The sequence below is a fragment of the Terrabacter sp. R4-6 genome (assembly GCF_057529065.1).
The window spans coordinates 4,470,121-4,483,057 of the sequence record NZ_CP197224.1; the positions used below are offsets into that span (position 1 = coordinate 4,470,121).

Sequence of the window (12,937 nt, forward strand, 5' to 3'; positions counted from 1 at the left end):
CCCTTCGTCGTGTGTGCCGTCTGCCCGCGCGTGCGGTCAGCGGGTGTATGCCGTCCCGTGGGCGGCGCTGCCGGCCGCGTCGGTCAGCCGCGGACCGAGGCCGCGTCGGCGTCGACGAGCCACAGCGTCGCCTCGGTGCCCGCGGGTCCGGACGCCGGGACGTCCCATCGGTCCGCAGCGGGGTCGAGCGCGGCCTTGACCGCGTCGGCCTTGTCGCCCCCGGAGACGAGGAACCACACCTCGTGGGAGCGCTCGAAGCATTCGAAGGTGAGGCTGACGCGGTCCGGTGGGGGCTTCGGCGAGTCGTGCACGGCGACCGCGATGGCGTCGGTGACCCTCTGAGCGGGGTGGTGCGGGAAGAGCGAGGCGACGTGACCGTCCGGGCCGACGCCGAAGAGCACCACGTCCCACGCCTTCTGGCCGTGCTCGCGGATGGTGCGGGCGTACGCCTCGGCGCTGGCCTCGGCGCTCTCCGACGCGTCGGGGCCGGCCACCCGGTGCACCTTGGCCGGGTCGAGCCCCAGCGCGCTGAGCCCGGCCTCGTCGTTCTGGGTGTCGTTGCGGTCGGGGTCACCCGCCGGCAGGTAGCGCTCGTCGCCCCACCAGACCCGCACCCGTGACCAGTCGACGGCCGAGCGACCCGGCGTCGTCAGGACGGAGGCGATGATCGCCGAGCCCATGGACCCCCCGGTGAGCGCCACCTGGGCCTCGGGGTTGCGGGTCTGGGCATCGAGGAGCGCGGTGACGAACCGGGCGGCTGCGGCGTCGGCCAGGGACTGCTTGTCCGGATGGACGACGAGGCGGGGCTCGGCGGTCACGAGGTCGCCGTCCCGCTCGCCGACTTCGTCGTGCTCTTCGCCGTGCTCTTCGCCGTGCTCTTGGCGGCGGTCTTCGTCGCCGCCTTGCGGGCCGTGGCCTTGCGGGTGCCGGCCGTGGTGCGCGACGCGGTCTTCTTCGTCGTGCTCTTGGCGGCGCCACCCGTCTTCGCGGCAGTCTTCTTCGCCGCGGTCCGCGTGGTCGTCGTCGCCCGCTTGGTGGTCGCCCGCTTGGCCGGCGCCCGCTTCGTCGCTGCCGTGCCCGTGGACGCCGTCTCGGTCCCCGTCGACGCCTTGCGGTTCTTGGCGGCCTGCTTCTCGCGGGGCGTCCGCTTGCCGGCGAGCTTGCGCGCGGTGGCCGCGTGCACGTCGGCGGTCTCGGCGTGCTCGGGCGCCGGGGGAGCCGTGATCATCGCGCTCGCCTCCTGCGCCGACTCGTCACGGCCCAGGCGAGCCGCGAGGCGGCGGGACTCCGCAGGGTCCGGAGCCTTGCCGACCTTGGCCGCGGCGGCTGCGGTGAGACGCACCGGCTGGAGCGCCGGGATGCCGTGCAGGAGCGAGTCCTCGTAGGCGTCGTCGGGGTCGAGGCGTCGCAGCTCGTCGGCCAGACACTCGGGCAGCTCGCGTCGGGGCAGGCTGATCCGCCGGTCTGGCTGACCTGTCTGCGAGAGGGTGGCGACGTCGTCGCCGGGTCGCACGAGGTCGATCGGACCGCTCTTGCGCTCCAGCCGCACCGAGCTGATCCCCGAGCCACGTGGCGTCGACACCCGGTGCACGGGCACCTTGAGCCGGCGTGAGAGCCAGCCCGCGAGGAGGTCCGACGACGGGGAGTCGGGCGCACCGCTGACGACGGCGCCGGTGATCGGTTCGTAGGGCGGCTGGTCGAGGGCGGCTGCGAGCAGGCCGCGCCAGCGGGTCAGGCGGGTCCACGCGAGATCGGTGTCGCCCGGCGCGTAGTTGGCCGCGCGCTTCTTGAGCATGAGCCGCGGGTTGTGGTGCTCGGCGGCGTCGGTGATCCGGCGTTGGGCCATCGCACCGATGGGATCCTTGGCGACGTCGGCGGGAGCCTGGCCGGGCCACCACGCCACGATGGGGGAGTCCGGCAGCAGCAGCGGCACGACGACGCTGGGCCCGTGGTTCGCGAGTGCGCCGTACAGCCGCAGCACGACGATCTCGCTCGCACCCGCGTCACCGCCGAGGCGGATCTGCGCGTCGAGGCGGTTCTTGCCTCGTCGGTCGCCGGGGATCACGACGACGATGCGGCAGGGGTGCTGGCGGCTCGCCTGGTTGGCCACCTCGATGGCGTGCCCGGCGTCGGTGTCCTCGACGACGACGACGAGCGTCAACACCCGCCCCAGCGCCAGGGCGCCGACCTCGTTGCGCAGGCGCACGAGGGTCTTGCTGATCCCTGTCGTCGTGGTGTCGGTCAGGTCGCGGATCACGGCATCCTCCACGTTCGTCCGTCGCGTTCGAGCATGTGGTCCGCCGAGGGCGGACCCCAGGTGCCTGCGGGGTACTGCTCCGGCTTGCCGGCCTTGGCCCAGTGCTTCATGAGCGGGTCGAGGATCCGCCAGGACGACTCGACCTCCTCGTGCCGCGGGAAGAGCGGCGGGTCGCCGAGGAGCACGTCGAGGATGAGGCGTTCGTACGCCTCGGGCGAGGCCTCGGTGAACGACGAGCCGTAGCCGAAGTCCATGGTGACGTCGCGGACCTCCATCTGGGCACCCGGCACCTTGGAGCCGAAGCGGATGGTGACACCCTCGTCGGGCTGCACCCGGATGACGATGGCGTTCTGGCCGAGCTCCTCCGTGGCGGTGTGCTCGAAGGGCAGGTGTGGTGCCCGCTTGAAGACGACCGCGATCTCGGTGACGCGCTTGCCGAGACGCTTGCCCGTGCGCAGGTAGAACGGGACACCTGCCCAGCGGCGGGTGTCGACCTCGAGCGTCACCGCAGCGAAGGTCTCGGTGACCGACTTCGGGTCGACGCCGTCCTCGTCGAGGTAGCCGACGACCTCTTCGGCACCCTGCCAACCGGTCGCGTACTGCCCGCGCGCGGCACCCTTGTCGAGATCCGCAGGGAGGCGGACCGCCGAGAGCACCTTCTCCTTCTCGGCGCGAAGGTCCTTGGCGTCGAAGGAGACCGGCTCCTCCATGGCCGTGAGGGCCAGGAGCTGGAGCAGGTGGTTCTGGATGACGTCGCGCGCCGCACCGATGCCGTCGTAGTAGCCCGCGCGACCCGCGATGCCGATGTCCTCGGCCATGGTGATCTGCACGTGGTCGACGTAGTTCGCGTTCCAGACCGGCTCGAAGAGCTGGTTGGCGAAGCGCAGGGCGAGGAGGTTCTGGACCGTCTCCTTGCCGAGGTAGTGGTCGATGCGGAACACCGAGTCGGGCGGGAAGACGCCCTCGACGATCTCGTTGAGCTGCTGTGCGCTCTTGAGGTCGTGGCCGAACGGCTTCTCGATGATGACCCGTCGCCAGCTGTCGCCCTCGGCGGTGGTCAGGCCGCAGCGCTCGAGCTGCTCGCAGACCGTCGCGAAGAAACCCGGCGGGATCGAGAGGTAGAAGGCGTGGTTGCCGCCGGTGCCGCGGTCCCGGTCGAGCTCCTCGACCGTCTTGGCGAGCAGGTCGAACGCCGCGGGGTCATCGAACGTGCCGGGCACGAAACGGAATCCCTCGGACAGGTTGCGCCAGACGTCCTCGCTGAACGGGGTGCGAGCGTGCTGCTTGACGGCGTCGTGGACGACCTGGCCGAAGTCCTGGGTCGCCCAGTCGCGCCGCGCGAAGCCGACGAGCGAGAAGCCCGGCGGCAGCAGTCCGCGGTTGGCGAGGTCGTAGATCGCCGGCATGAGCTTCTTGCGGGCGAGGTCGCCGGTCACCCCGAACAGCACGAGACCGCAGGGTCCGGCGATCCGGGGGATGCGCTTGTCCTCGGCGGTGCGCAGCGGGTTGTTCCCGTGCGAGATGCGCGCCGGGCTCATGCGCGGCCCCCGGCCAGCAGCGCCTCGCGCAGCTGCGCGAGCCCTGCGTCGTGGTCGGTCAGGTGCAGCTGGAGGACCGGGCGACCGTGGTCGGCGAGGACCGCGGCGTCGCCGCCGGCCTGCGAGGCGATGAAGTCACCGAAGGTGAACTCGCGTCCGGGGATCGCGAGGTCCTCCTTGGGCGCCGTGGTCACCTGGAGGTAGACGCCGACGGCCGGGCCGCCCTTGTGGAACTGGCCGGTCGAGTGCAGGAAGCGCGGGCCCCAGCCGAACGTCGTCGGACGCTCGGTGCGGCGGGCCAGCGGGACGCGGCACTCGGCGAGGTCGGCGTCGGCCAGCCGGTCGAGGTAGGCCATGACGGCGACGTAGCCGTGCTCCGGGTCGAGCTGCGCGAAGAGGGCGTCGAGGGCCGCGGGGACGGTCTGCGCGTCGCCGAGCCAGTCGCTCGGACCACCCAGCGCGCGGATCTCGATGGCACCCTCCGTGGCAGCCGGGTCGGCGCTCGCGCCCGTCCCCTGGTCGAGCAGGGCACGAGCTGCCTTCTTGGCGCTCTCGACGTCGGGCTGGTCGAACGGGTTGATGCCGAGCAGGCGGCCGGCGACGGCGGTCGCCACCTCCCACAGGAGCAGCTGGGCACCGAGGGCGCCGCCCACGCGTACCTCCGAGGCCACGTCGTCGGATGGGATCGCCTCGCTGTCGGCGGCGACGAGACGCGCCACGGTGACGTCGGCAGCGGGCCAGGCGACCTCCGGGTCCTGCTCGCCTCCGGCGACGACCGGGAGGACGCCGGTGCCGTTCTTGCCGGTGGACTCGGCGATGAGCTGCTCCGCCCAGTCGGCGAACCCGACGATGCCGGAGCCGTCGTCGACGAGGACGAGCTTGTCGCGGAGCGGGTCGGTGCCGCCCATGGCGGCGCCGAGGCGCAGGCCCGGGTTGGCGTCGTCGTCGGCGGCCAGCAGGTCGGCGACGGACTCGGCCTCGTCGAGCAGGGCCTCGACGTCGACACCGGCGAGCCCGCTCGGCACGAGGCCGAAGGCGGTCAGCGCCGAGTAGCGGCCACCGACGTCCGGGTCGGCGTTGACGACCCGGTAGCCCTTGGCCCGCGACTCCTCGTCGAGGGGGCTGCCCGGGTCGGTGACGACGACGATGCGCGACGCGGGGTCGATGCCGGCGTCGGTGAACGCCTGCTCGTAGGCACGGCGCTGTGAGTCGGTCTCGACGGTGGAGCCGGACTTGCTCGAGACGACGATGACGGTGTGCTCGAGGTCGTCGCCGAGCGCGCGACGGACGTAGTCGGGCTGGGACGAGTCGAGCACGACGAGCGGCTTGCCGGCCGTCGCGCAGATGACCTCGGGCGCGAGCGACGAGCCGCCCATGCCGCAGAGCACGACATGGGTCAGGCCCTGCTCGACGAAGGAGTCCCGCAAGGCCGCGATCTCGCCGACGAGGGGGCGCGAAGAGCGCGGGAGACCCACCCACGACAGGCGGATCCGCGACTCGGACTCGGCGTCGGGACCCCACAGCGTGGCGTCCTTGGCGAAGAGGCGGCTCGCGACGGAGTCGTCGACGAGGCTCGGCACGTGCCTCCCGATCGCGTCCGCCGCTGCTCCCGATGCGCTGACGGACAGCGAGCTCATGCCGTCACCTTCTCCATCTCCGCGGTGACGCCGTCCAACAGCTCGCCCCAGGCCTTCTCGAACTTGTCGACACCCTCGGTCTCGAGCAGGTCGACGACCTCCGTGTAGGAGACGCCGAGGCGCTCGAGGTCGTCGAGCACGTTGGCGGCCAGCTCGTAGCCGCCCGTCACCGTGTCGCCGTGGATGTCGCCGTGGTCGGCCGTCGCCTCGAGCGTCTTGCCGGGCATCGTGTTGACGACGTCGGCGGCGACGAGCTCGTCGACGTACATCGTGTCGGGGTAGGCCGGGTCCTTGACGCCGGTCGAGGCCCAGAGCGGACGCTGCACGTTGGCGCCGGCCTCGGCCAGGGAGCCCCAGCGCGGCGTCGAGAAGACCTCCTCGAAGGCCTGGTAGGCGAGGCGCGCGTTGGCGAGCCCGGCCTTGCCCTTGAGGGCGCGCGCCTCGGGCGTGCCGATGGCGTCGAGTCGCTTGTCGATCTCGGTGTCGACGCGAGAGACGAAGAACGAGGCGACGGAGTGGATCGTCGAGAGGTCGTGACCGTTGGCGTGGGCCTTCTCGAGGCCCTCGAGGTAGGCGTTCATGACGGCGCGGTAGCGCTCGAGCGAGAAGATCAGCGTGACGTTGACGCTGATGCCCTCGGCGATGGTCGCCGTGATGGCCGGGAGGCCGGCCTTCGTGGCGGGGATCTTGATGAGCACGTTCGGGCGGTCCACCGCGGCATACAGCTGCTTGGCCTGCTCGACGGTCTTGTCGGTCTCGTGGGCGAGGCGCGGGTCGACCTCGATGGAGACGCGGCCGTCGACACCCTTCGTCGACTCGTAGATCGGGAGGAAGAGGTCGGAGGCGCGGCGCACGTCCGAGGTGGTCAGCTCGAAGACGACCTCCTCGACGTCCTTGCCGTCCTTCGTCAGCGCGGCGAGGTCGTCGTTGTAGCGCTCACCCTTGGAGAGGGCGGCCTGGAAGATCGACGGGTTCGACGTCAGGCCGACGACGTTGCGCTCGTCGATGAGCTCGGAGATCTTGCCCGTCTCGATGAGCTCGCGGGACAGGTCGTCGAGCCAGATGGAGACGCCGGCCTCTGAGAGGGCCTGGGTGTTCGGGTTGGTCATGCTGGTCACTTCCCCTTGCTCGTAGCGGATGCGGCTGCCGCGCCGGCGGCGTTGCCGCTGCCGGTGTGCGCGTCGCCACCCATGACATCGGTGGAGGCGCTCTGGGCGGCGCGGGCCGGGTTGGTCTCGGTGACACCGGGGGCCTTCGTCGCGGCGCCCTTGGCGGCCTTGATCGAGTCCTTGGCGGCCTTGACGACGGCGTCGGCGGTGATGCCGAACTCGCGGAACAGGGTGGCCTGGTCGGCGGAGGCGCCGAAGTGCTCGATGCTCACGATGCGTCCGGCGTCACCGACGATGTCGTGCCAGCCCATCGAGATCCCCGCCTCGACGCTGACGCGGGCCCGGACTGCCGGCGGCAGAACCTTGTCCTGGTAGGAACGGGTCTGCTTCTCGAACCATTCCCGGCAGGGCATCGACACGACGCGCGTCGCGATGCGGGACTTCTCGAGGCGCTCGGCGGCCTGGACCGCGAGCTGCACCTCCGAGCCGGTCGCGACGATGACGACGTCGGGGTCACCGGCGCGCGACTCCTCGACGAGGACGTAGGCGCCCTTGGCGACGCCGCTGACCTTGCCGTACGTCGTGCGGTCCCAGGTCGGGACGGGCTGGCGCGTCAGGCAGAGCGCGGCCGGGCCGTCGGTGTTCGTCAGGATCTGGGCCCAGGCCGCAGCGGTCTCGTTGGCGTCCGCCGGGCGGACGACGTCGAGGCCGGGGATGGCGCGCAGGGCCGCGAGGTGCTCGATCGGCTGGTGGGTCGGGCCGTCCTCGCCGAGGCCGATGGAGTCGTGCGTCCAGACGTACGTCACGGGTGCCTGCTGGATCGCGGCCAGACGCACGGCGGGGCGCATGTAGTCGGAGAAGACGAGGAAGGTGCCGCCGTAGGGACGGGTCAGCCCCTCGAGCGCGATCCCGTTGAGGATCATGCCCATGCCGTTCTCGCGGATGCCGAAGTGCAGGGTGCGCCCGAACGGGCCGCCCTTCCACGTCGACGTCTGCTTCGAGGTCGGGATGAAGGAGGGCTGGCCCTCCATCGTCGTGTTGTTGGACTCGGCGAGGTCGGCAGAGCCGCCCCAGAGCTCGGGCATGACGTCGGCGATGGCGGTGAGGACCTTGCCGGAGGCGGCGCGGGTCGCGACGCCCTTCTCGTCGGCGGGGAAGGTCGGCATGGCCTTGGCGAGACCGGCCGGGGCCTGGCCCGCGAGGATGCGGTCGAGCAGGGCCGCGCGGTCGGGGTTGGCCTTGCGCCAGGCCTTGTACGCCTTGTCCCACTCGCGGTGGGCGGCCTTGCCGCGCTTGACGACGTCGCGGGCGTGCTTGAGGACGGCGGGCTCGACGACGAACGTCTTCTTCGGGTCGAAGCCGAGCAGCTCCTTGGTCCCGCTGATCTCCTCGTCACCGAGGGCCGACCCGTGCGACTTGCCGGTGTTCTGCTTCGTCGGTGCGGGCCACGCGATGATCGTGTGGAGCACGACGAGGGTCGGCTTGTTCGTCACCTTGTCGCCGGAGCGGATCGCGGCGAGCAGGGCGTCGACGTCCTCGACGTAGGTGGCGCCGTCGGCGTCCTTGCGCCAGTCGACCTCCACGACGTGCCAGCCGTAGGCCTCGAAGCGCGCGGCGACGTCCTCGCTGAACGCGATGTCGGTGTCGTCCTCGATGGAGATCTGGTTGGCGTCGTAGACGACGGTGAGGTTGCCGAGCTCCTGGTGGCCGGCGAGGGCGCAGGCCTCGTGGGACACGCCCTCCTGCATGTCGCCGTCGGAGGCGATGACGTAGACGTGGTGGTCGAAGGGGCTCGTCCCGGGCTTGGCGTCCGGGTCGAAGAGGCCGCGTTGGCGGCGCTGCGCCATGGCCATGCCGACGGCCGACGCGAGGCCCGAGCCGAGCGGGCCGGTCGTGATCTCGACACCCGGCGTGTGGTGGACCTCGGGGTGCCCGGGCGTCAGCGAGCCCCACGTGCGCAGCGACTTGAGGTCGTCGAGGGAGAGGCCGTAGCCGCTGAGGTAGAGCTGGATGTACTGCGTCAGGCTCGAGTGCCCGCAGGAGAGCACGAACCGGTCGCGTCCGAGCCAGGCCGGGTCGGAGGGGTCGTGCGTCATGACGTTCTGGTAGAGCAGGTACGCGAGCGGCGCGAGCGACATGGCCGTGCCGGGGTGGCCGTTGCCGACCTTCTGGACGGCGTCGGCGGCGAGCAGACGCGTGGTGTCGACCGCGCGGACGTCGAGGTCGTTCCAGCCGGCCTTCTTCGCCACGGGGAGCGGCAGACCCGGGTCGCGCTGTGCCAGCAGGCCCTTCGTCTTCGCCGTCCGCGTGGTGCCGGATCGGGTGGGCTTCTTCGCCTTCGTGGCGGTGCTGGACGCAGCAGTGGGCACGGAACGGGTCTCCTTCAACAAGGGTTGATCACGTACGGCCACGAGCCTAGTGCCCGCGCTGTGAGGGACGACACCTCGCCCGGGGGTCGGTACAGCGTTCTCCTGGTGCGGTGCCGGCCGTCCGCAGTGACGGTCTAGACTTGCGACGCAATGCTCACGTACCCAGCGGGTCGGAGCGACGTACCAGCGGTGAGGATCTCAGTGACAACGGTGGACCCCCGCGCCGACCTCTCGGCGCTGCACGGTCCCGACGGCAGTGGGCTGAAGTTCCTCCTCGGACAGTACGTCTCGCTGATGAAGCCGCGGATCATCGAGCTGCTCCTCATCACGACCATCCCCGTGATGTTCCTGGCCGAGCAGGGCGTGCCCGACCTGTGGCTCGTCGTCGTCACCGTGGTCGGCGGCACGCTGTCCGCCGGAGCGGCCAACACGCTCAACTGCTACATCGACCGCGACATCGACGCCGTCATGCACCGCACGAGCCGCCGGCCGCTCGTCACCGGCACGGTCAGCCCGCGCGGCGCCCTCGTGTTCGGGGTGGCGCTCGCTGTCGTCTCGACGGTCTGGCTGGGCCTGCTCGTCAACTGGCTGAGCGCGTGGCTCGCCCTCGGGGCACTGCTCTTCTACGTCTTCGGCTACACGCTCCTGCTCAAGCGCCGCACGGCCCAGAACATCGTCTGGGGCGGTGCCGCGGGTTGCATGCCGGTGCTCATCGGCTGGTCGGCCGTGACCGACTCGCTCAGCTGGTCGGCGTTCATCCTCTTCATGGTCATCTTCTTCTGGACGCCGCCGCACTATTGGCCGCTGTCGATGCGCTACAAGGACGACTACGCCACGGCCCACGTGCCGATGCTGCCGGTCGTCGAGCGCTTCGTCGTCGTCGCGCGCCAGATCGTGGCCTACTCGTGGGCCATGGTGCTGACGTCCCTCGCGCTCGTGCCGGTCCAGCAGGTCGGCTGGGTCTACACCGCGGCCGCCGTGGTCGCCGGTGCTCTCTTCCTCACCGAGGCGCACCGCCTCCTCGCCAAGGCGAAGGCTGGTGCGGCCGAGGACGTCCTCAAGCCGATGCGCCTCTTCCACTTCTCGATCACGTACCTCACGGTCCTCTTCGTGGGTGTCGCGCTCGACCCCATCTGGCACCTGCCGCTGCCGTTCTTCTCCTGACCGGAGGCGCCCACAGCGGGCGTATGCCGCGTGGCGCGGTCAGGGGCTCGCTAGGGGCTCGCTAGGGGCTCGGCGTGCCGTCCTCGAGGTAGAGGGTCCCGCCCTCGTGCCCGTGCAGGGCGGTGAGCAGCCGCTCGTTGTAGGGGGCGACCCGACCCGGCCAGTCGTCGGGGCCGGTCCAGTGGATGTCGCGGATCTCGCGCTGCTGCAGGTGCACCCCCTCGACGACGTCGGTCCCGACGATGCCGAGGTCGAAGACGAAGACCGTCGCGTCACCCCATCCGTGCAGCGCGGGGAGCCAGTTGACGGCGAGGAGCGGCCCCGCCGTGACGGTGAGGTCGAGCTCCTCGCGGACCTCGCGCACGACGCAGGCGGCGGGGGACTCGTGCCGGTCGACGACGCCGCCGGGGAGGTCCCACTCGCGCTTGTAGACGAGCTCGCACAGGAGCAGGTGACCCGCGTCCGAGTGGAGGACGCCCTGGGCGATGGCGCGCTTGGTCGGCAGCGTGGAGTCGAGCATGGCCGTGAAGCCCTCACGCGTGTCCGGGTGGGCGTCGTCGCGACGCCGACCGAGCACGACGGTGTCCTGCCGGAGCCCGGCGAGGGTCGCGTTGCCCCGCAGGCGGCCCTCCCGCCGTAGTCCGGCGCGCAGCGCGGTGCGCACGGACGCGCGGTTGTCGGGGTTGACGTGCGCCTCGACCCGCTCGAGGCCGAGCGCGTCGAAGGCCCACTCGACGAGGAGGCGGACGGCCCGCCACGCGAGCCCCTGGCCGCGGTAGGGCGCGAAGACCGCCCAGGACAGGACGCCCACCCCGGGGTCCTGCACCCGGACGTCGACGGTGCCCGCGGCGCGCCCGCGCCACTCGACGAGGTAGGTGACCTTGGACCGCGCGGTCCACTCGGTGTGGGTGCGCTCGATCCACGCCCGGTGCTCGTCCGGGGGCGGTTCGACCGCGGGGAAGTCGAACCAGCGGGCGATCTCGCGGTCGTGCAGGGGCCGGGTGGCGTCACTGTCGTCGAGCGTCCACGGCCGCAGCACGAGCTCGCCCTCACGGAGCGTCGGCTGGTCGGTCACCGCCCCAGCCTAGGGATGACCGCCCGGCAGCGGCTGGGTGAGGGGGCCCGACAGGGGCAGGGTCAGCTCGAACCGGCAGCCGGGGCGGACGTTGGTCACGGTCACGTCGCCGCCGTGCGCCCTGGCGATGCCGCGCGCGACCGCGAGGCCGAGGCCGGCGCCGACTCCTGCCGCCGGCGTCCGGGCGCTCGTGCCGCGCCAGCCCGGCTCGAAGAGCCGGTCGAGCTCGTCCTGAGGTATGCCGCCACAGCCGTCCGCGACGGCGATGCGAGCCACGTCGTGGTCGGCCGCGAGCGAGATGTCGACACTACCGCCGGCGTCGGTGTGGGTCAGGGCGTTCGTCACGAGGTTGGCGAGGGCCCGCGAGAGCTCGCCCGCGTCGGCCGAGGCGGTGACGGAGTCGGCCGGGGCGGAGCCGGCCACGTGCACCCCACGGCGGTCCGCGAGGACGCGCGCCGAGGCGAGGGCGTCGGAGACCAGGTCGCCGAGGTCGACGGGCGCGCGGTCGAGCCGCAGGGTGCCGGACTGCAGGCGGGACAGGGCGAGGAGCCCGCCGACCATGTCGGACATGCGGTCGGCCTCGGACCGGATGCGTGCGGGATACGACCCGTCGGCGGGGGCATGGCCGTCCTCGAGGGCCTCGGCCATCGCACGGATGCCGGCGAGCGGCGTGCGCAGGTCGTGCGACACCCAGGCGACGAGCTCACGGCGGCTCTCCTCGACCTGCCGGTCACGGTCGCGCTCGGCGGCCTCCTCGGCGGAGGCGCGCATCAGCTCCTGCACCCGCCGGGCGATGAGCCAGCCGAAGACGGCCGCGATGGGAAGGGAGGTCGCCGTCACGACGAGGACCACGGCCTGGTCGTGCTCGTTGATGAACATCGCGCGTGCCGTGACGACGACGCCGAGCGCGACGCTGAGGATGACGACGACGGGTGCGACGACGGCGGCGGCGACGAGCGACCGGGCGGCGAGCGCCCGGACGACGAGGGCCCCGACCGTCCCGACGGCGACGGCCGCGAGCGCGGCGAGCAGCGCCGCCTCGGCGATCACGGCCCGGCCGCCGTCGCGGGAGCCGCGCCGTCCCAGCGGTAGCCGACGCCCCACACGGTCTGCAGCCGGACCGGTCGCGCGGGATCGGTTTCCACCTTCTCGCGCAGACGGCGTACGTGGACGGTGACCGTGGACTCGTCGCCGTACTCCCAGCCCCACACCCGCTCCATCAGCTCGCGCCGGGAGAAGGCGGTGCCCGGGTGCGCCATGAGGTGGGCGAGCAGGTCGAACTCGCGGCTGGTCAGGGCGAGCAGGCCGTCGCCGAGCCACGCCTGGTGGCGTCGGGTGTCGACCCGCAGGTCGTCGTCGACGAGGGTGGTCGCGGCGGGCGGGGTGGTGGCGGGCGTCGCCCGGCGCAGGATCGACTGGATGCGCAGCACGAGCTCGCGGCTGCTGAACGGCTTGGTCACGTAGTCGTCAGCGCCGATCTCGAGGCCGAGCACCCGGTCGGACTCCTCGCCCCGGGCGGTCAGCATGACGACGGGCAGGTCGCCGCGCTCCGAGCGCAGCCTGCGGAAGACCTCGAGACCGTCGAGCCCGGGCAGGGTCAGGTCGAGCACGACGAGGTCGGGGGAGCGGTCCCGGGCGACGGCCAGCGCGTCGTGGCCGTCCTGTGCTTCGAGGACGTCGAGCCCGGCGCGGGTCAGGTAGCCGGCGACGACCTCGCGCAGGGTGGGGTCGTCGTCGACGACGAGGACGGTGGGCACGCCATCAGCCTACGGAGCGACGGTCCTGCGG

Annotated in this window: 10 protein-coding genes; 1 reads left to right on the forward strand and 9 read right to left on the reverse strand. The window is 72.0% G+C overall.

Features of this window, described 5'->3' with window-relative positions:
* Positions 1–83: 83 nt before the first annotated feature.
* Genes pgl through tkt form a run of 6 tightly spaced genes read right to left on the reverse strand, consistent with a single transcriptional unit; the run spans position 84 to position 8,910 of the window.
* The gene (gene pgl, locus ACSSS0_RS20620; protein WP_487229456.1) at positions 84–818 is read right to left on the reverse strand and encodes a 6-phosphogluconolactonase; all 735 of its coding nucleotides are present in this window, start codon (positions 816–818) and stop codon (positions 84–86) included.
* Positions 815–2,257, reverse strand: a complete 1,443-nt coding sequence (gene opcA / locus ACSSS0_RS20625; RefSeq protein ID WP_487229457.1) for a glucose-6-phosphate dehydrogenase assembly protein OpcA — start codon at positions 2,255–2,257, stop codon at positions 815–817. The genes pgl and opcA overlap by 4 nt, the downstream gene beginning before the upstream one ends.
* Positions 2,254–3,795, reverse strand: coding sequence for a glucose-6-phosphate dehydrogenase (zwf, locus tag ACSSS0_RS20630; RefSeq protein WP_435986144.1), 1,542 nt, complete (start codon positions 3,793–3,795; stop codon positions 2,254–2,256). The genes opcA and zwf overlap by 4 nt, the downstream gene beginning before the upstream one ends.
* On the reverse strand, positions 3,792–5,432 hold the full coding sequence (locus ACSSS0_RS20635; protein ID WP_487229458.1) for a glucose-6-phosphate isomerase: 1,641 nt from the start codon (positions 5,430–5,432) through the stop codon (positions 3,792–3,794). The genes zwf and ACSSS0_RS20635 overlap by 4 nt, the downstream gene beginning before the upstream one ends.
* Complete coding sequence (tal, locus tag ACSSS0_RS20640; RefSeq protein WP_487229459.1) at positions 5,429–6,541, reverse strand: transaldolase; 1,113 nt, start codon at positions 6,539–6,541, stop codon at positions 5,429–5,431. Before tal ends, ACSSS0_RS20635 begins: the two co-directional genes overlap by 4 nt.
* A 5-nt stretch (positions 6,542–6,546) precedes the next feature.
* A complete protein-coding gene (gene tkt, locus ACSSS0_RS20645; RefSeq protein ID WP_487229460.1) occupies positions 6,547–8,910 on the reverse strand; it encodes a transketolase in 2,364 nt (787 codons plus the stop codon).
* 189 nt (positions 8,911–9,099) lie between these two features.
* Between tkt and ACSSS0_RS20650 the strand changes: the two genes are divergently transcribed.
* On the forward strand, positions 9,100–10,074 hold the full coding sequence (locus ACSSS0_RS20650; protein WP_435986140.1) for a heme o synthase: 975 nt from the start codon (positions 9,100–9,102) through the stop codon (positions 10,072–10,074).
* Positions 10,075–10,135: 61 nt separating this feature from the next.
* On the opposite strand, the gene ACSSS0_RS20655 is transcribed toward ACSSS0_RS20650, so the two are convergent.
* Genes ACSSS0_RS20655 through ACSSS0_RS20665 form a run of 3 tightly spaced genes read right to left on the reverse strand, consistent with a single transcriptional unit; the run spans position 10,136 to position 12,906 of the window.
* Positions 10,136–11,149 (reverse strand): NUDIX hydrolase, encoded by a 1,014-nt coding sequence (locus tag ACSSS0_RS20655; protein ID WP_487229461.1) that lies wholly within the window; start codon positions 11,147–11,149, stop codon positions 10,136–10,138.
* 9 nt (positions 11,150–11,158) lie between these two features.
* Positions 11,159–12,199, reverse strand: a complete 1,041-nt coding sequence (locus tag ACSSS0_RS20660; RefSeq protein WP_435986138.1) for a sensor histidine kinase — start codon at positions 12,197–12,199, stop codon at positions 11,159–11,161.
* Positions 12,196–12,906, reverse strand: a complete 711-nt coding sequence (locus tag ACSSS0_RS20665) for a response regulator transcription factor (protein WP_487229462.1) — start codon at positions 12,904–12,906, stop codon at positions 12,196–12,198. Before ACSSS0_RS20665 ends, ACSSS0_RS20660 begins: the two co-directional genes overlap by 4 nt.
* Between the last annotated feature and the right edge of the window lie 31 nt (positions 12,907–12,937).

What these genes read in the sequence shown, in the direction of transcription:
- zwf (WP_435986144.1), bottom strand. Translation starts at nt 3,795, where the DNA reads ATGAGCCCGGCGCGCATCTCGCACGGGAACAACCCGCTGCGCACCGCC.
- ACSSS0_RS20635 (WP_487229458.1), bottom strand. Translation starts at nt 5,432, where the DNA reads ATGAGCTCGCTGTCCGTCAGCGCATCGGGAGCAGCGGCGGACGCGATC.
- tal (WP_487229459.1), bottom strand. Translation starts at nt 6,541, where the DNA reads ATGACCAACCCGAACACCCAGGCCCTCTCAGAGGCCGGCGTCTCCATC.